Origin of the sequence: Paenibacillus sp. FSL R7-0313, assembly GCF_037969885.1 — a bacterium.
GTDB lineage: Bacteria > Bacillota > Bacilli > Paenibacillales > Paenibacillaceae > Paenibacillus.
The window spans coordinates 6,393,773-6,413,486 of record NZ_CP150219.1 but is presented as its reverse complement, the minus strand read 5'-3'; the positions used below and the strand labels follow the sequence as shown (position 1 = coordinate 6,413,486).

Here is a 19,714-nt window from a genome sequence, read left to right as displayed (position 1 = left end):
ATGTCTCCCTTGGTGGTTGAACTAAGGCATATTTACACTTGCCACTCCGATGACAGAACAACCTTCCGATCGCTGTTCAAGCCCCATTTTCTGACTTAAATGATTATAAGGTTAAAATGGTGCTTGAAAGGCGAACGCTTTGCTTCTTCAGGTTTTTTCTGTCCTCTACGTTCACGTGTAAATGGTTCGTTCAAAATCAAATAGTCAACGTATATTATCGGTATTACCTTTATCGGAATCTGTGTCCTCTTTTGGTATCTCCCAGATGATTTCGGTTCGGAATCCGCCAAGTGGGGATGGGCCGAATAGGAGGTAGGAGTGACTGCCGAACAGGTGCGTGATTCGTTGGTGCGTATTCCAAAGGCCGCAGCCCATTTCTTCTTGTAAAGGTTCTTGCATCTTCAAGTTCAGCGCTTCGTACTGTTCTGGGCTGAGGCCAGGACCATCGTCGTCGATGTATATTCTGCCAAAACCATTCAATCGCTCTCCGGTAATTCGGATTTCCCCGGAAGAATAGGACTTCGCCACGCCGTGAATTACGGAATTCTCAACCATCGGCTGAAGCATTAATCGTGGCACCGACTGGGAGAGCATATCCTCAGGGATATCGATGTGATACTCAATGCGACCATTGCGCAGCTTCTGGATATCCAGATAGTTGATCAGCAGCTTGATCTCTTCTTGTAGCGACGACGTCTCCCGTTCCATACGGGTGGTGTAGCGATAATACGCACTTAGGTTATGCGCCATGGAGACCACGGCTTGCTCGTCCTTCATCTGAGCCATGTTGATGATATAACCTAGACAATTATATAGGAAATGCGGATTGATCTGCGCTTGTAATTGCTTCAGCGTAGCTTCCCTGGCTCTAATTTTCTCATGGAATACATTCTCGATCAGATCCTGAATCTGATGGGACATATCGTTGAATCGGCGGAACAGGAATGAGAACTCATTCTGGTTTTTGCTATGCAGTCGGACAGAATAATCCCCTTGCTCTACGCGGCGTAAGCCTTTAATTAGCTTTTTAATCGGATATTGCACATTCCGGTACAGCAGGATTGAAGCAGAGATGCCCACCACCAACAGCAATATCATACAGGTGTAGAACAGATTCTGACTCAGCGAGATGGGTTTCAAAATCTGATACAGCGGGATCACGTCCACCAGATGCCAATCCAGATAAGTGGACTTCACAGAGCTAACCAGATAGTTCTTCCCGTTCAGATTCACGACATCTTGGGTGGTATCTTCCGGGGAATGCGTATTCAGATACTGAATGAGTTCTGCGGATAATTGCTTGTCCGCGCTGCGATTGAGAATGGGTGAATTTCCTTTGTGATACAAGAAAGGATCGCCTTGTCCGCCCGCTTTATACGTATCCAGCATATTTTGAATATTCTCATAACTGAAGCTCGCTTCAATCACCAGATTACTTCCTGTGAGCATCCCCGGCTGTGCCAAGGAATCGGTATAAAACCAATAGAAGGAATTTAGTTCGTCCTGTGATGCGGCTCCCTGATCCCCATAGGTCCATCGTCCACTCATATTTTTTTTCAAATACGCCTCATCATATCCTGTCGTTTGGTTGTAGTTGGCTATGACATCCTTATTCTGCTGTGAATACACCGCATATCGAGTAGGCCATATATCCGTAACGCCGGTTTGCAGCGTCATCTTCTCTTGTATCACATAACGGGTCTGCATCCGGTCATATCGATCATCCCACATATTAAGGCCGTTGAATGCTCTGACATTGGGATCTCGGGAGAGAATCAGGCTGAAATCCATCATCTGATTGATGCGTGAGTCGATCTGACTGGACAGAAACGTGAGCTGTTTGGTGTTGGAGATCTGCAGTTCTTTGCTGACGACATCATAGGTGACGTTATTCGAATAGGTGTACATGATCAGAATGGGGATGAACAAGACCACAATTAACAAGTTTATTTTGGCAAAAAGACTGAATCGGGATCTGGTAGTACCTTGAAAAGGCATTAAGCGCTTCCATATATGCATGAAAAGTCTCCTTCTAATTCGTGTGTAAACAACCTCTTCCGATGATACCCTAACAAAACACTATCAAGCCTAACAATGTTATATAGTCAGACCTCAGAACGGCTTGATACTATTTATATCAGAGAACCCGATCACACACAAAAACTTTTTTTGGGAACAGGAGAAGCGCTATGGAGGCTAAATTGGAGGGTAAGCGGATCCCGCAGGCAAACGTTGGGAACAAGCTGGATAAAAAGAGAAAAAAACGCTACAAACAGCCATGGATTCTGCACTTCATGGTGTTGCCGGCGGCTATTATGGTCTTTATATTTTCATACATTCCGATGTCCGGGATTTTGATGGCATTTCAGGATTATAAACCTGCACTGGGATTTTTCAATTCCGAATGGGTAGGACTGAAGCACTTTAGGTATATGTGGGAAAATGATTATTTCCTGCAAATTACGTGGAACACGCTATTTTTTGCCTGTACGAAGATCGTCATGAATCTGATCATTCCGTTTATCTTTGCCTTATTGCTTAACGAGGTACGGAAGATGGCACTGAAAAGAACAATTCAGACGCTGGTGTATCTTCCTCACTTTCTGTCCTGGGTTACGTTGTCAGGCATCCTGATCGACATTCTGGCCCAGACGGGTATTGTCAATCAGTTCCTGGTATCCGTATTTGGTATCAAGCCGATCTTCTTCCTGGGGGATGGAAGCTGGTTCCGGTTCACGATTATTGCGAGTGATGTCTGGAAAGAGTTTGGTTTCAACACAATTATCTTCCTCGCGGCACTGTCCGGCATTAACCCTGCACTTTATGAAGCAGCTGAAGTGGATGGAGCAGGACGCTGGAAGCAAACGATGTATATTACCATTCCGGCACTGATTCCCATTGGGATTGTAATCGCAACACTGGCACTGGGTAATGTACTCAACGCCAACTTTGACCAAATCTTTAACTTATATAGTCCGTTAATTTACCAACAAGGTGATATTATCGATACGTTTGTGTATAGAGAAGGTCTGTTAAGTGGGCAGTTCAGTTTCGCTACCGCTGTGAATCTGTTCAAGTCGGTCATCAGCCTGATCCTGATTGTGATCTCGTACCGACTGGCTTACCGATTCGCCGGATATCGAATTTTCTAGAAAGGATGACAAACGAATGTACCATAAAACGATGCCTTACCGCATATTCAGCATATTCAACAATGTGTTCCTGACCATCCTTTCACTGCTCTGCTTGCTGCCTTTGTATCACTTGCTCATGGTATCACTTAGCGCATCCGCACCTGCAAATGCTGGTCTCGTCACGTTCTGGCCAATTGGATTCACACTGGAGGCGTATGCGAAGACATTTGCCAATACAAACTTCCTCTCCTCCTTATGGGTATCTGTGGAGCGGACGGTACTCGGTACTGGACTTGCGTTAATTGTTAATACGCTTGCAGCCTATGCGCTTTCCAAAGAGACGCGGGTGTTCCGCGCACGTAACATCTATCTGTGGTATTTTGTCATCACGATGCTGTTCAGCGGTGGCCTCATTCCGGGGTATATCCTGATTCTGAAGCTGGGACTGATGAACACATTGCTGGCCTTGATCCTGCCAGGATTGGTTGCGGTGTTTAACATTATTCTGTTGCTGAACTTCTTCCGTACCGTTCCCAAAGATTTGGAGGAAGCTGCATTTATCGATGGCGCAGGTCACTTGCAGACGTTTATCAAAATCTATCTGCCTGTCTCCGTACCTGTTATTGCAACGGTTTCTCTCTTCATGATGGTTGGGCATTGGAACGCGTACTTTGACGGGATTATCTACATCCGTGATGCGGAGAAGCTGCCACTCGCGACATTCATGCAGACGATCATCGTGCAGGCCGATATGTCGAAGCTTGATCCAGAAGCGGTGAAGAACCTGTCCCAACGGACGATTCGGGCTTCGCAGATCTTTATCAGCGCGCTGCCGATCCTGCTTGTGTATCCGTTCCTGCAACGTTATTTTGTAACGGGGATTGTGGTTGGTGCTGTTAAGGAGTAGTTGAATGTAGGGGTTAGAATAGGGTTTGAAAAAGAAGTCACTGAACTGGGGAAGGCCAGGGAGGTGGCTTCTTTTTTTGTTTGAAACTATTATAATTGAAGTGATTTCTTCTTTATTCGTAATTATTTTTGATGAAATTTGAAAGGGGGATTATTTGAAAGTAAAAAAAGACTTACTTAAGTTACCGATGACATTGATTACAAATTGTTTAGCTAATATAAGGGAATTTAGAGTATGGAGGTTAATAATGGATATTTTATTAAAGGTATTATTAAGCACGACTTTAATCTATTTTATTCACTTTATCATTAAGACATTTACTGCTAATGAATTTGATAAGTTATTCTTGTTGAAACATCAAATATACTTACATAATACTTTTTTATTTACTCTCATTTTTGTTGTTTTAATGGCGTATTCAGCTCTTTTTGTAGTTATTTTTGAAAAATTAAAGAATATTAAATATATTGATTTAGCAATAAATTGTATGTTCATTTTGTATTTTATAAGTTTATTTATCATAATAGTTCTGTACCTATACAAAAAAATAAAAGACAAACATAGGGATGCAGAGTTTAAATTATCAGCAAAAGTGACAGACTCTTTTTTGTTTTGTGTATTTTTTCTTAATATACTTGTTTTCTCAGTAGTAATACATAAGTTTCTAATGAAAGATGGCCTTATCGGGAATATAGTAAACAGTGTTATTCTATTTTGTCTTTTAACTTATTTTCTATTAAGATCTAATTTATATCTTCAAGGAATAAGTAGGAGAAAATGGCATTATGTAATATCTCCTACTCCAAAACATATCCATGAAAGGTACTTATATGTACTATATTCGCTAAGTGCTACAACTTTGGTTTTGTCAGATGATCCTAGTAATAAAAAATACCCAAGAAGCGTTTACTTATTTGACTTGAACAGGAACTCGTATACTTGTTTCAACAGAGTTATAAATATACAAAAAAAGGAGTGGTACTAGGTAGTCCCAAAAAGTGTTTAAGTATGGGTACTTAATCGGCTTACTATAATATTAATTAGAAAATATGAGATGGGGGTCTGTATGGAGATTACACCGGAGTTAATGATGAAAGATTTAAATGATTTTTTTCAGAGTAGAGGTATAATTGTCTCTCGAAGTGTTGTAGATATTTTTTTGGAATTCGAGTGTCTATGTTATGAAAATGATAAATATCCATTTTATCATTACTTACTACTCCCACTTATCAAACGATATCCTCAATTACAAGATGCAATTCAAGCAGGTGGTGGTGATTACAAGAAGGCTATTCAACTACTGGAAAATAACTTCAAAGATTTTGACTCTTTCGATGGTTATGCTGTAGGAGAGGATTTTTATTCAAGTTTAACCGAAAGTGTTGGTGATAGTAGGACAAACATTATAAGAAAAGCTTTTGAGATATTGGAAAAAAATAATTCAAAAGTCTTAAGTGAAAGGGAACTCTTATTTTCAATTCTTGATTATCATGATCAAATTCATCCTATTTTTTCAAATGGTGATTACATAGACGAACGCTTCTGCACACTCTTTCATACTCTAGCCCACCTTGTGCCAATATACGATGAATCTCTTTGGGTGAAATTTGAATTTATACGGAAGTACCTTAATGGACACTATGACATGGTAATTTCTTTTGCGGGAGAAGACAGAGAACACGCAAAATATTTCGCTGATGAACTAACCAAAAAACACTATAGAATTTTCTACGATGAGTACAGCAAATCTGATCTTTGGGGAAAAGATCTCTACACGCATCTAAATGATATATACACCTATAAGGGAAGATTTTGTTTAATGCTAATTTCAGAACATTACGCCAAGAAACAGTGGACGAATCATGAGCGCAGAGCTGCCCAAGCACGAGCCTTTAGAAATAGTAGTGAATATATTTTGCCACTAAAACTTGATGATACCATTATTCCAGGAATACTGGAAACAACGGGCTACATTGATTTTAGAAAAACTACAAAGGAAGAAGTTTTGGAGCTAATTTGCGAAAAATTAGAAATTAGAGAGGCTGAAAAAGGGTTATTTGATTCAGAATAAAACATAATAGAAAAGTTGAAGAAATATATATAAGTCCTCCATTTGCATCGAGTAGTCTGAGCGCTGAAATATTGCCCACTCACCTCCATCCCTGATATAATTTCGATATATCTACTGCATTGGGGGTTATGACGTGGCAATATGGATGATGCCGGATTGCTCGTTCGCTAGAAAGCCTTACGCAAAGCCTGAATAGGGGCGGACTTTGTGTAGGGCGCGACAAAAATGAGATTGTTGCCCTGAAATCAATATCAACATAATGTTACATCCCGCAGGCTTTGCACCTTATTTGTTCTTCCAATAAAAATAAGGGGCTGAACGCCATGCTAACACCATTTATTCAGAATCATCAATTTAATTATATTCAAAAACAAGCTGATTTCCTGCTGAAAACGCTACGCTCGGTTGTAGATCCAAAAGTATTGGAAACCGTCCGTTATACGGTCGGCACAAATGCGGTGAGCATCTTCGATGAACTCACTCCGGAGCAGAAGCAACTGTTGGAGCAGTTATCCACGTATGAGACGACACATGAATTGCAGACGTATCTGAACCAGCTCGAATCATATCTGATTCCATATCCGCAAGTATCAGCGAAGCAGATCCAAAAGCTGTTTCCGAAGGCCAAAAAGCTTAAAGTGCCTGATCTCGAATCCATCGATTACGCACACACCACCTATCTGAGATGGACTGACATTGCGACAAGTCGTTTGTTCATCGTGTACCCGTATGAAGGCAGATTTCTTGGTATTGAGGGACGGATTACACCCACGAACAAAAAAGGGTACTGCATGTTCTGTCATCGTCATCAGGAGCTTGGATTCTTCAACGTGAAGACCAAGGCTCATTCGCCAGACAACTTTTCTTCCATTGCTCAGTACGTATGCACGGATAACACAGCTTGCAACCATAGTATTACCGACATCACCATGCTGGAGAAGTTTCTTCTCTCGACAGTAAAATAATGCAAGACACACAGACAGGGTCGCTCTACGGAGCGACCTTTTTGCCGTGTTCAAGCCGTAATACGATCATGGAGTCGGAATATCGTTGGCATAGTTCAGTCCCAAGTGATGTGCATGATTCAGTAATGCCTCATAATGCTCAGGCTTGGATTCCAACGTTTCATATAAAAACTCAACCCTTGATTGGGACACGCCGCAGTAATCGGCAATACCCACATTGAGCAAATTGGCGATTGATTGACCATAGTTGCGCTTGTGCATCTGTTCTTCCGTCACACCCGAAAGAGCGATCCACAATATCTGCTGATGAGGGAGCTTGTTCGCGCCATAGGCAAATCCGTTATTCATGACACGATCCACATAACCTTTCAGCATAGCTGGTAGATGCCACCACCAGAGAGGAAACACAAAAGCCACAGCATCGTGTTTCTTCAATCGCTTCATCTCGGTTTCAACCTCAAGCGAGAAGACCTGATTTTCTTGGGTATAGTCTGGTTCATCCATCTCACGAAGAATCGGGTCGAATCCAATCCCATGCAAATCCAATATCTCATAACTGTGACCAGCCTCGGTAAGCCCCTGTGCAAAACGTTGAGCTACCTGGAAGGTCAAGGAATCTTTTCGCGGGTGGGATACTACAACGAGTACGTTCATCTTAACGTTCACTACCTTTCTGGATTGCAGTCTTGTAGCCATAAATCAGTGGCTGATGCTATTATAAACAGGTATGAAAACATCTGGAAGTACGCACTTTGATGTTCTATAGGAAGAATGAAGTGCCATAGGAACATTAAAGTACCCTGAATGGATGCCTCGAAATGGGCTTAAATAATGGAAAAAAGAGCAGCATGAAGATTATATTTTCACTTGGGATACAGCCTGATTATGGAGGGGTTCAAAATGACGGAACATGAAGACACAAACGCTACAAAGAAATATAAAGTTGGCGTGGAAGCGGCCTTGGAAGTGATGGGCGGGAAGTGGAAACCTTTGATTATTTATCATTTGATGACCGGACGGAAACGCACGTCGGAGCTTCGAAGATTGATACCGGACATTACGCAGAAGATGCTGACAACACAGCTCAGAGGTCTGGAAAAGGACGAGATTGTACAGCGCAAGGTATATTCGGAGGTTCCTCCCAAAGTGGAATATGAGTTGACGGACTACGGCTGGGGACTCAAGCCTGCCCTGGATCATCTATGTTATTGGGGAGAAGAGCATCTTGATAAAATCCACGGAGATAAGTTTAAAGTTTTGGAGGACTTCGATTCTGAAGAGAAGGGGGCGAGAAATTGAATGGTACAGAGCACGTGAAACAGGTAGTCCCTATTCGTTGTGAAGGCGTGGCTGTAGTTCTGTTGAAGAAAAGCCTCGATCAATACCGTGTACTGATGCTGAAGCGGGCTGGTCGTATGTTGCATAATGAGTGGTGTTATGTTGGCGGCGGGATAGAAAAGGGCGAGAAGGCTTGGGAAGCTGCACTCAGAGAAGTTCACGAGGAAACAGGTATTACGAAAGTCCGGTTGTATTCTGCCAATCAATTCGAACAATATTATTCACCCATGGAGGAGTATATCTATACCGCTCCCGTATTCGTAGGATACGTGGATGAACGCCAGCCTGTCCGGTTAAATCATGAACATACCGAGTACCAATGGATGACGTTTGACGAAGCAAAAGAAAATGCAGCATTGCCTGGGATTGATAACATTTTGGATTTTGTTGAAAAACATTTTGCCAGAAAAGTCCCTTCCGAGTGGCTTCGGATTAATGGAGAGAATAATTAGGAGGTGGAACTCATCACATACAAGACGATTTATCCAAGAGCATGGTTGAGCCTACTATGTATGTTGGTCATTGAAGCTATACTTTTCAAGGATGGTATTTACGATAAAAATGGTATTCTGAAGTACTCCCTGATCGTTATATTGACCTTTATTCTCGGTTATATCGTTTTCCTGCTCTGGCGTTTATTTTTCACTAAACCCAGTATTACGCTGGAAAGCGATCATGTGATTTCTATGAAACATCAGAGATATGATGCATCTCAGATTGAGTGTATCTATATGAATTACAGACGGATTGGCATCAAACTCTATGGTAAACGGTTAGTGCCGATGGATCTATGTTTTTATTTTCAACGAGGTCAGGAATCCGCAGGCGTAGAAGCTGTGCATGAATGGGCCGCGCGAAACGACAAAGAAATAAAACACAAATTGTTTCAAACCTTGGGGTAGACCAGTACGTCTGTTGAGTATAAGGAGTCGTTAAGGCTGAAGATTTTCGAGGAGTAGCGATGAAAAAAAAGACTTCTAAAAATCAACAGGAGAGATGCATATGAGATATCTAACGAAAGAATGGTATGAGCTTTGTCAGCAGACACATCTTCATTTTGGTTTAAGAGTACATAATGGAGCTAACGAGTCAGATGAGGATGTATTTTTAAGGCTGTATAAAAGAAAGGAAAAAGCACATGTGAAGCAGGAGCGAGAGCTATATAACTTGGACCCACGTTTCATGCTGGAGCATGATGGTCAGGTCATGACTCGTGTAGAGAAAGCCTTTAGCGGAGAAGAAGTGACAGAAGAGGATCAAATGGTTTTTCACATGCCGCCGGAACAAAGAGCGCATATCGAGAAACTCATTGCAGAATATGATGTACGCCCTCCTTTTGATGAGAAGAAATGTAAGGAAGAGTACAAAGAATCGATGGAGTGGAATTTTCAATACAAGGCGGAGAATTTGCCACAGGAAATCGTTGAACAAATTGCGGATATCCGTGTCTTTACGTTGGGTTATTGCACGAGAGAAGTTATGCTCCAGCTGAATAAACAGAGTGCAGAGAATAGAAGAGAAATGGAACGCATATCGAAAGAATTTAGAGAAGTGATGCTGGCACAGGATATTTCCGATGAAATACATAGCCGGGTTCAATATCATGATTGTACAGTGACAGAACTGCTGACGGGTGATGAGGTGGTCATTCGTTTTGACACCCGTGGGGGCTTCACAAATATAAATAAACTTACACTGGTTGCGCCGGAAATCCTTAAGCAAGACGGTGGGATTGTAGGCAGTTACTGGCTGTATCAAGAGCTGTATCGGATCGATAACGGATATGAGCTTCATGTTCTATTTGGTGGAGAAAATATGCCTGAATTGATTGTGCGCTGTGCTGACATTCTTGTAGAGGAAGAATGAGAGAGACCAAGAGGATGAATATGGAGGGAATAGAGATGGAATGGACCACCAGTACGTTTGGTTATTTATCTACTCCCGTATTTGTCGTGGGTATTGCATGTTACTTCTTTCCTGATTTTCTATACAAAATATTTGTCCTGATGAGATATCGAAATATTAAACCGAATTACGAGTTTGAAGATAACCCTCCCAATAGTGATATCCCTAAACATATCGAAATAATATTAAAAGTACTAGGCACCATTATGGTTATCCTGGGGATTATATGGTTTTGGTTTTCAGAAGAGTTTTACAACTTATTTTTTTGACAGCAAGGAGTTGAACACCATTTTGGAGTTTTATGGAGCTCTAGTAGTATCACTTATAAGTTTAATTGTCGTTCTTATCTTTGCTGCAATTGTACGGTATGCGATAGATTCATCCAAAACATCGAAAAAGCTGGATGTATTGATCAAAGAAGTACACTATCTAAAAACTGAAATTAAAAAATTGCAACACCATAAACAGCAAGATGGTAGCAAGCATATTATCGATGAGAAAGTATAGATGAACGACACGACTTGAAATTTTTCTGAGAAGGGAACAGACCATGATGAAACCACAGGGAAACGTACAAGCTGTTTTTATAGACAGAGATGGAACAATCGGTGGTACAGGTCATTTTATTCATCCAAGAGATTTCAGATTATACCCCAATGCTCAAGAAGCAATTATGCTTTTGAAACGAGAAGGAATTATGGTGCTGGCTTTTACGAATCAATACCGAATCTCACGTGGAGAAGCAAGTGTTGAGGATTTTGAAGAGCAATTTCGCGAGTACGGATTCGATCACTCCTATATATGTCCGCATGAGCAAGAATGCAGTTGCAGAAAGCCACAACCCGGAATGTTACTACAGGCCTCAGAGGAACACGGTCTGGATCTATCCAAATGCGTAGTAATTGGAGATGTAGGAGATACAGATATGCTTGCTGCCCATGCCGTAGGAGCGACCAAAATCATGGTGAGAACAGGCTGGGGGGAATCTTCATTAACCAAATTTAGAGACAAATGGACGGAGACTGAACCTGATTATATCGCAGAGGATATTTGGGATGCCGTACAATGGATCATTGATGGAACGGAATTTAGAAAATAGAAGACAGGAGGTAACTGTGCATGGGCATGTCAGACTATTACAAAAACCTCAGGGAAAAGATCGGAAACGAGCTTATTTTTATGCCAGGTGTAGCTGGGATTATCCGAAATGAACAAGGGGAGATCCTGTTCGGTCGTAAACATAACGAATCAACCTGGGGGCTGATTGCTGGAGCAATCGAGCTTGGTGAGACACCGGCGCAAGCGATGGTAAGAGAGGCACTGGAAGAGACAGGTCTGGTTGTTGAACCGGAGAAGATTATCGGAATATACGGGGGTGAAGCCAGACGGTTTACATACAGCAATGGTCATCAGGTTGAATATTTGACTATCTTATTTGAATGCGGGATCAGATCTGGACAACTTACGCCCGATAATGAAGAGATGAAGGATCTGCAGTTTTTCCCGGAGGATCAGCTTCCACCCATGGCAAACCAGTACCCAGATTATATTTTTAGTTCCAACCAAGAGGAATGGGCGCATTTTGAAAGATAAGCCACTGTGCAATTGGAATCTAAACCACCTTATGTTAACCAAATGAATCAAGATCCTAGTTATATGAGGAGAACCATATGTTAATTAATCCAACGATAAATGAGGTCAATAACTTATTCAAGATGCATCATATCAATGAAGAAATATCTGAAATTCAAAGTTTGTCAGGTACCACAGCTGGACGTGTTTATCGGTTGAGTACAAGTCTGAATAAGCACTATATTCTGAAATCAGATGAATCCGAACAGATTCACATCGCCAGGCAGTTTTTGGATACGTATAAGAATTCTTCTTTATTGCCTGAAGTTGTGTTCACTGATCCGGATAACACTTATTTTATTTATACGTATCTGGAAGGCACGACCCATTTCAACAGGGGACAGAAGAGAGACTGGTTAACTCGTCTGGTGAAAGAGTTATTCAATACATATGTGCGTTCTACAGATACGAAATCATGGGGGAGAGTGGAGTTCCCACGGAGGACATGGAAGGAATTCAATCAGATTAGTATTCATGAAGCAAAGATGAATATTGGAAGTGTTTTAACGACAGATGATTATAATCTGGTTCAATCCAAAGTGGATCGGTTGTTTCATGAGGAAGAAGAGAAGTTTCTTTTGCATGGTGATACGGGGGTTCATAATTTTGTATATGATCAAAATGAACTCATCGGCGTTATTGACCCATCTCCAATGGTTGGACCTATCGTCTATGATTTCTTGTATGCTTTTAGCTCTTCGCCAGATGATATCAACACCGAAACATTATTTGCTACGTTCGAACTTTTAGAGCAAGTAGATATGGATAAATCCAGATTGATAGAGGAAGCTCTGGTCCATCTGTATTGCCGAATTGGGCTGAGTAACAAGCATCATCCGGATGATCTGCCTGAGTATTTAAAGGCATGGAATGAATGGAAAAGACTATGTCAGGGATGGTAAAATAGTAAAGTTTTCACCTTGAATTCTTTCTCCATTCGATTTCGCGTCGCCAAAACCACGCCAACCAAGGTTGGACAATTTGTTACCCTATGGCAGCGGAGTGAGGATGGATCGACACAGCCATATGATGTATCAGATCCAGCAGATATGTATGTCATTAGTACGCGCTCAGGTAGCCATTTGGTCAATTTGTATTTCCAAAGCATGTATTGTTACAGCGAGATATCGTATCGGATCAAGGCAAAGGTGGCAAGCGCGCCATACGTGTATATCCGCCCTGGGATAAGCCAACAAGTAAACAGGCTCTAAAAACGCAGCAATGGCAGCTGGAATACTTCTTGGAAGTACCTTTTACCGAACCATTGAACTGTGATCAAGCCAGGGTACTTTATGCTACTGAACGATTAAAGTAAGTGAAATAATTGCTCAGATTCCCCAAGTTTTTTTCTCCGAATCCCAGCTCTTCACCCGATCTTTTCGACATATCTCCTCTATTCGTTATTTCCCAGTACCGAAGCGTGTGCTATGTCCTCCATTTGTTAAAAATAGTGAACATCAGTGAATTTAATTTTTTTGAAATTAGTGCTTGCCTTAATGTGAACATTAAGCCTTAGGATGTAAAAGAACCGGCCAATACATTCCACAAATGAACATAAAGGAGGAGTCAGCATTATGGCTTTCTCGATAAAAGAAGCTTCGGAGCGGCTGGGTTGTCCTGCACATAAAATTCGTTACTACGAGAAGGAGGGACTGCTCCCTTACATTCAACGGGATCAACATGGAAATCGGATGTTTGAGGAAGAACATCTGGATTGGATGCGACTGATGTCTTGTTTCCGGGCAACGGGGATGAAAGTATCTACACTGAAACATATGGTTAGTCTGGCGCTGGATGGTGACTCAACGATTCCACAACGGAAAGCGATCCTTCACGAATATAAAGAAGAATTACATCGCCGCCAACTTGAAATTGCCGAAGCACTTGCAGCGGTGAATAACAAATTGACCATCTATGAAGACATAGAAACAGGAAAGCTTCCATCAGAGAGCAAGTTGCTAGACCAAATGGAAAGCATCGGTAAAGACTAATATTAACGGATGGAGAGATGGAGAAATGAAGCAAAGAGTGCTGGGAAATAGCGATATCGTCGTATCTTCGATTGGACTGGGAGTTATGGGCATGTCTCCGGGAATGTACGGGGAAACCAATGATGAGGAGTCAATGAAGACCATACATCACGCGCTGGAGATTGGCGTTACACTGCTAGATACAGCAGATGTGTATGGGAACGGTCATAATGAGGAACTACTGGGGAAAGCGCTGAAGGGACGTCGGGATCAGGCCATTATTGCTACCAAATTTGGATACACTCCGAACTATGAAACGTTGAATGGCCATCCGGATTACGTGAAAAAGGCTGTAGAAGCAAGTCTTCGCCGGCTGAATACAGACTATATTGATCTGTACTACCAACACAGGGTAGATCCTCAGATTCCGATTGAGGAAACCGTTGGTGCGATGGCTGACTTGGTTAAAGAGGGAAAAGTCCGCTGTCTAGGCTTGTCGGAAGCATCGGCTTCCACTTTACGTCGGGCACACGCCATTCATCCGATCTCTGCGTTGCAGAGTGAATATTCCCTGTGGAGCCGGGATATTGAGGACGAGATTCTACCGACTGCGAGAGAATTGGATATTACTCATATTGCATACAGTCCATTAAGCAGAGGGTTTATCTCAGGTGAGATACGGACATTCGAAGATTTGGATGTTAATGATCTGCGCAGATATATGCCGAGGTTCCAAGGAGACAATTTCGCCAAAAATGTAGAAGTTGTGGATAAAATCAAAGAGATCGCGATGGAGAAGAGTTGTACGCCTGCGCAATTGGCTTTAGCTTGGACCATGGCTAACAACGCATTGCCGATTCCGGGAACGAAACGAATCAAATATTTGGAGGAAAACGCGAACGCTGCAACGATTGAACTGACATCTGATGACTTAGCTCGTATTGAAAAGGTAAGCCCCAAAAATGAAGTCCATGGAACACGTTATATGAAAGAAATGATGACTCAGCTTAATGGGTAAATAATATTTTTATAAGTTATTATCCGTAGCGACGTAGTCGCTCAGTAAAATACAATATAGAATACAAATAGAGACTCTCCTTTAGTGAAAGTCTCTATTTGTATTCATTTCCAATCGAGAGACACGAATGTTGAAAGCGGACAGGCAGGGGAGTCTAAAAGGCAAAAAAGAAAGTGTGATTTAGTGGAATATCCTGTATAATTTAGAGAACAGTCATGTTTACCTTTCTGTAGAGAAAGAAGGATCTGCGATTGGAAAATAAGGTATCTTTATTATGGTAGTGATTTTACTGCCACTTTGAATACTGGAGTGTGGTCATGATCGTATTAACGTCAGCAATAGCATTTACCATCCTGATCCTAATCGTGATTCTCTTTCAGGTTGCTTTAGCGGTAGGTGTGCCCTGGGGAGAGTACGCCATGGGTGGAAAGTTTCCCGGGAAATACCCCATCTCCATGCGGTTTGCTTGTATAGTTCAGATTGCGATTTTAGCATTCATGGGTATCATTGTTCTGAGTAAAGCAGGATTACTTTGGCCTCAGTGGTCTGTTTTTGCAGAGACAGCGATCTGGTTTATCGTCGCGTATGTAGTACTTGGGACGATTTTGAATCTGATTACGAGAAGTGTATGGGAACGAAGAATCTGGGCGCCCGTAACATTGTTGATGCTGATAACGAGTATAATCATTGCCATTTCATAATAGTGGAAAGAAACGAGATAATTCAATTACAGCCTTGGCATGGGTGCTAAGGCTGTTTCTTAATTGCCAGTTGTCATTTATACTAATGAGAATAAATACATACATAGAAATGAACACAATCGGGAAGGAGAGGGAGTATTGCGAAGCAACAGCTTCACACCGTATTTAAGTTTTATAGGTTTTGGTTTAGTCATTCTGACCTGTCTTTCCTGATTTTGATAGAAACATACATAACATTTAGGAGGAACATTCATTGAAAGCATTATCGATCGTCAGTCTTATTGGGTTCGTACTCAATTTTTTATTAATCGTAGTTTTTATAGATGGTTCGCAAGAAAGTGCGGAGGTAGCGGCAGGTTTGGGGATTTTGGGTGTCCTGTATGGTCTGCTTTTCTCAATTGTAGCTCTAATCATTTCTAGCAAGAGAAAAAAGGCCCCTGTAAATGTTCATGAACAACTGCTACAGTTGGGTGAATTAAAAGAGAAAAATATCATTTCGGAATATGAATTTGATCAGAAGAAAGAGAAGCTACTTTACAGATACAAGTAGTCCAGATTGCGACAAGGTAAAGAAGATATTCCATTCTCTGCTCATGCAAAAAGCTGAACTTCTGCAAACAAAAACAGGGCGTTCCCTTCACCGGGGAATCTGCCCTGTTTCTGTTTGCAGCTATATTTCATACAGATCTCAATGGTGATGATGCGCGTGGGCATCTGGTGCGTCGCCTTTGACGGTACATAGTACGGAGGTATCGTGCAGATGTTTTTCGGACTCGACTTGGAGCGTCACATGTTTGATTTCTTTATGCTCCAGCATATGTTCGATCTTCTGAACCAGGATCTCGGATGCATAGACATCCATCGTTCCGTCTACCACGATATGTGCGGTCAGCGCATTAAGGTTACTGGTGATGGACCAGACGTGTACATCATGAACGCCTTTGACGCCATCGACTTGTTTGATGGTCTGCACCAGTTCATTCACATCGACATTGGCGGGAGTACCTTCCATCAAGATATGGAGGGATGACTTGGTGACATAGAAACCACTTCGCAATACCAGTGCCGCGACAATCACACTCGCAAGTGGATCGGCCCAACCCCAGCCAAAGAACATCATGAGCAGTGCCGCCGCAATGGCCCCAACCGATCCCAACATGTCACTGATGACATGGAGATAAGCACCACGCATATTCAGATTATTTTCCGTATCGCTACCACGCATCATGATCCAGGCCACCAGAATATTGATGAGCAATCCAATGACGCTGATGATTAACATGCCTACGGTTGCCACTTCTGGCGGGTTGATAAAACGACCAATCGCTTCGTAGAAAATATAGAGTGCAATGGCGATTAACGTAATTCCGTTTAACGTAGCGGCCAAAATTTCAAAGCGTCTGTAGCCGTAGGTTTTGCCGGTATTTACTGCTTTTTCACCAAAAGTGAACGCCAGCAAGGCAATCCCGAGCGCAATGGAGTCGGACAACATATGGCCTGCATCCGAGATGAGTGCGAGACTGTTGGTGATGAATCCACCAATGGCTTCAACGATCATATAGATGGTAATAATAATGAAGGAAAACAGAAGTACTTTCTTATTATTGGTGGTGTGAGCGTGGTTGTGTCCATGATCGTGCCCATGGTTATGACTGTGATGATGTCCAGACATATTAAATCCTCTCCTTTGGAGCGAGGCTCCGTTATGTAATATGATTTCTAGTGTGGCTATAATTGATCCTTAGCGATGGTTAATCACTAACGAATGAATATATGAGCGTTTGTTCATATGTTATGAGTTTATTATAGTTGCGCCTCATAATAGTGTCAACCAGATTCATGGAAATGTAAACATGGCCGCGGTGTTTCAGGGAATGTATGCTAGCGAATAAGATTACTTTTATGCTACCATCTGTGCAGGATCAAAGTGAGATGTACTCGTTACATAGAAGGGCGGACAAACTTATGAAACATCTGCTGCTGGCAGACGATGATGCCAATATTCGAGCACTCCTGCGGCATGTCATGACTAAGGAAGGATACCGTGTCCATGAAGCGCAGGATGGATTGGAAGCGGTCAAACTGATGCAAGAAACGCCAATCGATCTGGCGATCCTTGATGTCATGATGCCAGGCATGGACGGACTGGAATTATGTGATTTCATTCGGCAGCATTACGACATTCCAATCATGTTGCTGACGGCTCGAGATCAGCTATCCGACAAGAGAGATGGTTATTTGAAAGGAACAGATGAATATGTGACCAAGCCGTTTGAACCGGAAGAATTAGTCTACCGCGTAAAAGCGTTATTTCGTCGGTACCATCGCACATCCAGCGATATCATCCGTATGAACCGGATTGTCATTGACCGTAACAATGTGGAGGTTACCGATGGGCAGTCCATTCTCTTTTTGCCGATGAAAGAATTTGAATTACTCTCACAGCTTGCCCAGTTTCCGGGCCGTTTGTTCTCGCGGGATGAGCTCATTCGGCTCGTTTGGGGAGCAGACTACGAAGGAGATGACCGTACCGTTGATGTGCACATCAAGCGGCTGCGTGATCGTTTTGCCGATTATACGGACGATTTCGTCATTCAGACTGTGCGGGGCATTGGTTACAAGATGGAGGTGAAAGCACCTTGAGGACCTTGTACGTCCGGGTATTCCTCATTACGATTGCGGTGATTATGGTCAGCGGCATGCTCGGTTTTCTTTTGTCCAACATCTATTATCATACAAAGCTCAAGGATTTCAATGATGAGAAGCTGGTAGGCATCGCGACGCAAATGAAGCAATTTGTGGAACAGCAACCTGGCACGATGGAGCAGTATCTGAACAATGCCGCCGCACTCGGGTATGAAATCTATGTGACGGATGGAAAAGGCAACGACCAATTCTACGGCCGTGAATTCCGTGAAAAAGATCTGGACAAGCAAGCTGTGGAACGGGTGCTGAATGGTGAGGTATACCATGGCGTCGCCCAGTTTCCAAGCAAACCGTTCATTACCGGCTTCTTCGATAATCAATTAAGCAATACCGTGGGTGTTCATCTACAGCTAGGCAATGCGAATTACGCCCTCTTTATGCGTCCGGATGTAATCCTGCAATTCGGTGAGCTGCGAATCTTTTTTGCGTTGATTGGAGCATTTACGATAGGTATTAGTATCCTGATCTTTCTGATCAGCACCCGCTATCTGGTCAATCCCATTGAACGTCTGTCCGAGGCGACCAAGCGCATTGCGCAAGGAAAATATAATCTGAAATTGCCTACCGCAAGGCGGGATGAGATTGGACAACTGGCCCAGCATTTCATGACCATGAGTCGTGAATTGGAAAGGGTAGATCAGGCGCGACAGCAGTTTGTATCCAACGTCTCGCATGAGATTCAATCGCCGCTGACCTCAATTCAGGGGTTTGCCCAATTGGTGGCGGATCGGGATCTCCCTGAACAGGAACGGGAGCATTATGCATCGATTATTGAGGAGGAGAGCCGTCATCTCTCTTTGCTCAGCAAACAACTGCTTCTCCTGTCCTCCCTCGAACAAGGCAACGAAGATCTGACCAAGGTAAAGTTCTCTCTGCGAGATCAATTCCGGCAAGCGGTTCAGGTGCTGCAATGGCAACTCGAAGAAAAAGAACTGCTGCTTCGGATATCAGTGCCCGAATCCATTCAATTGGTCGGCAATGAAGTACTGCTCATGCAGGTGTGGATGAATCTGTTGGGAAATGCAGTGAACCATCTGCCACAGGGAAGAAGCATCGAGATTCATGCCGAGCAGACGGATAACCAGTGTGTGATTCAGATTCGGGATACAGGAGACGGAATTGCAGCGGAGCATCTGCCTTTCCTGTTCGATCGATTCTATCGGGTGGACCGTGCGCGGGAACGTTCTTCCGGACGAACCGGGCTTGGACTTGCCATTGTGCAGAAAATTATCCGAATTCATGACGGTACAATCGAGGTTTCCAGTTCGCCTGACGGTACTGTCTTCACTGTGACCCTTCCGCAGATGTAATCTGTTATTCATTTGCCGTTCATTTTCGCCTCCTATACTTGGGTTATCAAGAGGGAG

23 protein-coding genes and 1 pseudogene are annotated in these 19,714 nt (G+C 42.7%); 21 read left to right on the top strand and 3 right to left on the bottom strand.

The features are described from left to right. Positions 1-204: 204 nt before the first annotated feature. The gene (locus NSQ38_RS28050) at positions 205-2,019 is read right to left on the bottom strand and encodes a histidine kinase (protein WP_339785276.1); all 1,815 of its coding nucleotides are present in this window, start codon (positions 2,017-2,019) and stop codon (positions 205-207) included. A 275-nt stretch (positions 2,020-2,294) separates the two neighbouring features. Between NSQ38_RS28050 and NSQ38_RS28045 the strand changes: the two genes are divergently transcribed. From NSQ38_RS28045 to NSQ38_RS28030, 4 genes are all read left to right on the top strand, one after another. Further along, positions 2,295-3,152: an ABC transporter permease subunit gene (locus NSQ38_RS28045; protein WP_175623691.1), complete on the top strand. Its 858-nt coding sequence runs from the start codon at positions 2,295-2,297 to the stop codon at positions 3,150-3,152. A gap of 16 nt (positions 3,153-3,168) precedes the next feature. After that, entirely contained in the window at positions 3,169-4,041 is an 873-nt protein-coding gene (locus NSQ38_RS28040) for a carbohydrate ABC transporter permease (protein ID WP_047842119.1), read from the top strand. Positions 4,042-5,107: 1,066 nt separating this feature from the next. Further along, entirely contained in the window at positions 5,108-6,112 is a 1,005-nt protein-coding gene (locus NSQ38_RS28035) for a TIR domain-containing protein (protein WP_339785274.1), read from the top strand. A 323-nt stretch (positions 6,113-6,435) separates the two neighbouring features. After that, complete coding sequence (locus tag NSQ38_RS28030) at positions 6,436-7,077, top strand: FusB/FusC family EF-G-binding protein (protein WP_339785272.1); 642 nt, start codon at positions 6,436-6,438, stop codon at positions 7,075-7,077. Between the two features lie 66 nt (positions 7,078-7,143). Here the strand turns inward: NSQ38_RS28030 and NSQ38_RS28025 are convergent, their stop codons facing one another. After that, positions 7,144-7,731: an NAD(P)H oxidoreductase gene (locus tag NSQ38_RS28025; protein WP_339790737.1), complete on the bottom strand. Its 588-nt coding sequence runs from the start codon at positions 7,729-7,731 to the stop codon at positions 7,144-7,146. 246 nt (positions 7,732-7,977) lie between these two features. Here NSQ38_RS28025 and NSQ38_RS28020 point away from each other — a divergent pair, with 246 nt between their 5' ends. From NSQ38_RS28020 to NSQ38_RS27950, 15 genes and pseudogenes are all read left to right on the top strand, one after another. After that, positions 7,978-8,376: a helix-turn-helix domain-containing protein gene (locus tag NSQ38_RS28020; RefSeq protein ID WP_047842123.1), complete on the top strand. Its 399-nt coding sequence runs from the start codon at positions 7,978-7,980 to the stop codon at positions 8,374-8,376. Further along, positions 8,373-8,867: an NUDIX domain-containing protein gene (locus NSQ38_RS28015; protein WP_339785269.1), complete on the top strand. Its 495-nt coding sequence runs from the start codon at positions 8,373-8,375 to the stop codon at positions 8,865-8,867. Before NSQ38_RS28020 ends, NSQ38_RS28015 begins: the two co-directional genes overlap by 4 nt. A gap of 60 nt (positions 8,868-8,927) precedes the next feature. Beyond that, positions 8,928-9,317 (top strand): hypothetical protein, encoded by a 390-nt coding sequence (locus NSQ38_RS28010; protein ID WP_339785266.1) that lies wholly within the window; start codon positions 8,928-8,930, stop codon positions 9,315-9,317. Between the two features lie 100 nt (positions 9,318-9,417). Continuing rightward, entirely contained in the window at positions 9,418-10,281 is an 864-nt protein-coding gene (locus tag NSQ38_RS28005; RefSeq protein ID WP_339785263.1) for a DUF4085 family protein, read from the top strand. Between the two features lie 35 nt (positions 10,282-10,316). Next, positions 10,317-10,589, top strand: coding sequence for a hypothetical protein (locus NSQ38_RS28000; RefSeq protein ID WP_133383999.1), 273 nt, complete (start codon positions 10,317-10,319; stop codon positions 10,587-10,589). A 22-nt stretch (positions 10,590-10,611) separates the two neighbouring features. After that, a complete protein-coding gene (locus NSQ38_RS27995) occupies positions 10,612-10,827 on the top strand; it encodes a hypothetical protein (RefSeq protein WP_133384000.1) in 216 nt (71 codons plus the stop codon). 43 nt (positions 10,828-10,870) lie between these two features. Beyond that, positions 10,871-11,419: an HAD-IIIA family hydrolase gene (locus tag NSQ38_RS27990; RefSeq protein ID WP_339785260.1), complete on the top strand. Its 549-nt coding sequence runs from the start codon at positions 10,871-10,873 to the stop codon at positions 11,417-11,419. A 20-nt stretch (positions 11,420-11,439) separates the two neighbouring features. Then, positions 11,440-11,913 carry an NUDIX domain-containing protein gene (locus NSQ38_RS27985; RefSeq protein WP_339785256.1) on the top strand — a complete coding sequence of 158 codons (474 nt, stop codon included), beginning with the start codon at positions 11,440-11,442 and terminating at the stop codon, positions 11,911-11,913. Between the two features lie 122 nt (positions 11,914-12,035). Beyond that, on the top strand, positions 12,036-12,854 hold the full coding sequence (locus NSQ38_RS27980; RefSeq protein ID WP_339785254.1) for a phosphotransferase: 819 nt from the start codon (positions 12,036-12,038) through the stop codon (positions 12,852-12,854). A gap of 18 nt (positions 12,855-12,872) precedes the next feature. Further along, a pseudogene (locus NSQ38_RS27975) lies at positions 12,873-12,998 on the top strand (MepB family protein); the annotation flags it as partial. A gap of 65 nt (positions 12,999-13,063) precedes the next feature. Further along, positions 13,064-13,267 carry a MepB family protein gene (locus NSQ38_RS27970; protein WP_339785251.1) on the top strand — a complete coding sequence of 68 codons (204 nt, stop codon included), beginning with the start codon at positions 13,064-13,066 and terminating at the stop codon, positions 13,265-13,267. 259 nt (positions 13,268-13,526) lie between these two features. Then, entirely contained in the window at positions 13,527-13,943 is a 417-nt protein-coding gene (locus tag NSQ38_RS27965; RefSeq protein ID WP_091033235.1) for a MerR family transcriptional regulator, read from the top strand. Positions 13,944-13,968: 25 nt separating this feature from the next. Further along, a complete protein-coding gene (locus tag NSQ38_RS27960) occupies positions 13,969-14,940 on the top strand; it encodes an aldo/keto reductase (RefSeq protein ID WP_339785248.1) in 972 nt (323 codons plus the stop codon). A gap of 317 nt (positions 14,941-15,257) precedes the next feature. After that, a complete protein-coding gene (locus NSQ38_RS27955; protein WP_339785245.1) occupies positions 15,258-15,641 on the top strand; it encodes a hypothetical protein in 384 nt (127 codons plus the stop codon). Positions 15,642-15,894: 253 nt separating this feature from the next. Then, on the top strand, positions 15,895-16,191 hold the full coding sequence (locus NSQ38_RS27950) for an SHOCT domain-containing protein (protein WP_339785242.1): 297 nt from the start codon (positions 15,895-15,897) through the stop codon (positions 16,189-16,191). Between the two features lie 138 nt (positions 16,192-16,329). On the opposite strand, the gene NSQ38_RS27945 is transcribed toward NSQ38_RS27950, so the two are convergent. After that, a complete protein-coding gene (locus NSQ38_RS27945) occupies positions 16,330-17,313 on the bottom strand; it encodes a cation diffusion facilitator family transporter (protein WP_062833290.1) in 984 nt (327 codons plus the stop codon). Positions 17,314-17,606: 293 nt separating this feature from the next. Here NSQ38_RS27945 and NSQ38_RS27940 point away from each other — a divergent pair, with 293 nt between their 5' ends. Beyond that, positions 17,607-18,284 carry a response regulator transcription factor gene (locus NSQ38_RS27940; RefSeq protein WP_062833291.1) on the top strand — a complete coding sequence of 226 codons (678 nt, stop codon included), beginning with the start codon at positions 17,607-17,609 and terminating at the stop codon, positions 18,282-18,284. Further along, positions 18,281-19,657, top strand: coding sequence for a HAMP domain-containing sensor histidine kinase (locus NSQ38_RS27935; protein ID WP_339785239.1), 1,377 nt, complete (start codon positions 18,281-18,283; stop codon positions 19,655-19,657). The genes NSQ38_RS27940 and NSQ38_RS27935 overlap by 4 nt, the downstream gene beginning before the upstream one ends. Positions 19,658-19,714: the final 57 nt, after the last annotated feature.

Coding starts and splice junctions, on each gene's coding strand:
- NSQ38_RS28030 (WP_339785272.1), top strand. CDS start 6,436: ATGCTAACACCATTTATTCAGAATCATCAATTTAATTATATTCAAAAA.
- NSQ38_RS28000 (WP_133383999.1), top strand. CDS start 10,317: ATGGAATGGACCACCAGTACGTTTGGTTATTTATCTACTCCCGTATTT.
- NSQ38_RS27965 (WP_091033235.1), top strand. CDS start 13,527: ATGGCTTTCTCGATAAAAGAAGCTTCGGAGCGGCTGGGTTGTCCTGCA.
- NSQ38_RS28045 (WP_175623691.1), top strand. CDS start 2,295: ATGGTGTTGCCGGCGGCTATTATGGTCTTTATATTTTCATACATTCCG.
- NSQ38_RS27990 (WP_339785260.1), top strand. CDS start 10,871: ATGATGAAACCACAGGGAAACGTACAAGCTGTTTTTATAGACAGAGAT.
- NSQ38_RS28040 (WP_047842119.1), top strand. CDS start 3,169: ATGTACCATAAAACGATGCCTTACCGCATATTCAGCATATTCAACAAT.
- NSQ38_RS27940 (WP_062833291.1), top strand. CDS start 17,607: ATGAAACATCTGCTGCTGGCAGACGATGATGCCAATATTCGAGCACTC.
- NSQ38_RS28010 (WP_339785266.1), top strand. CDS start 8,928: ATGTTGGTCATTGAAGCTATACTTTTCAAGGATGGTATTTACGATAAA.
- NSQ38_RS27945 (WP_062833290.1), bottom strand. CDS start 17,313: ATGTCTGGACATCATCACAGTCATAACCATGGGCACGATCATGGACAC.
- NSQ38_RS27985 (WP_339785256.1), top strand. CDS start 11,440: ATGGGCATGTCAGACTATTACAAAAACCTCAGGGAAAAGATCGGAAAC.
- NSQ38_RS27960 (WP_339785248.1), top strand. CDS start 13,969: ATGAAGCAAAGAGTGCTGGGAAATAGCGATATCGTCGTATCTTCGATT.
- NSQ38_RS28025 (WP_339790737.1), bottom strand. CDS start 7,731: ATGAACGTACTCGTTGTAGTATCCCACCCGCGAAAAGATTCCTTGACC.
- NSQ38_RS28020 (WP_047842123.1), top strand. CDS start 7,978: ATGACGGAACATGAAGACACAAACGCTACAAAGAAATATAAAGTTGGC.
- NSQ38_RS28050 (WP_339785276.1), bottom strand. CDS start 2,019: ATGCATATATGGAAGCGCTTAATGCCTTTTCAAGGTACTACCAGATCC.
- NSQ38_RS28005 (WP_339785263.1), top strand. CDS start 9,418: ATGAGATATCTAACGAAAGAATGGTATGAGCTTTGTCAGCAGACACAT.
- NSQ38_RS27980 (WP_339785254.1), top strand. CDS start 12,036: ATGCATCATATCAATGAAGAAATATCTGAAATTCAAAGTTTGTCAGGT.
- NSQ38_RS28035 (WP_339785274.1), top strand. CDS start 5,108: ATGGAGATTACACCGGAGTTAATGATGAAAGATTTAAATGATTTTTTT.
- NSQ38_RS27955 (WP_339785245.1), top strand. CDS start 15,258: ATGATCGTATTAACGTCAGCAATAGCATTTACCATCCTGATCCTAATC.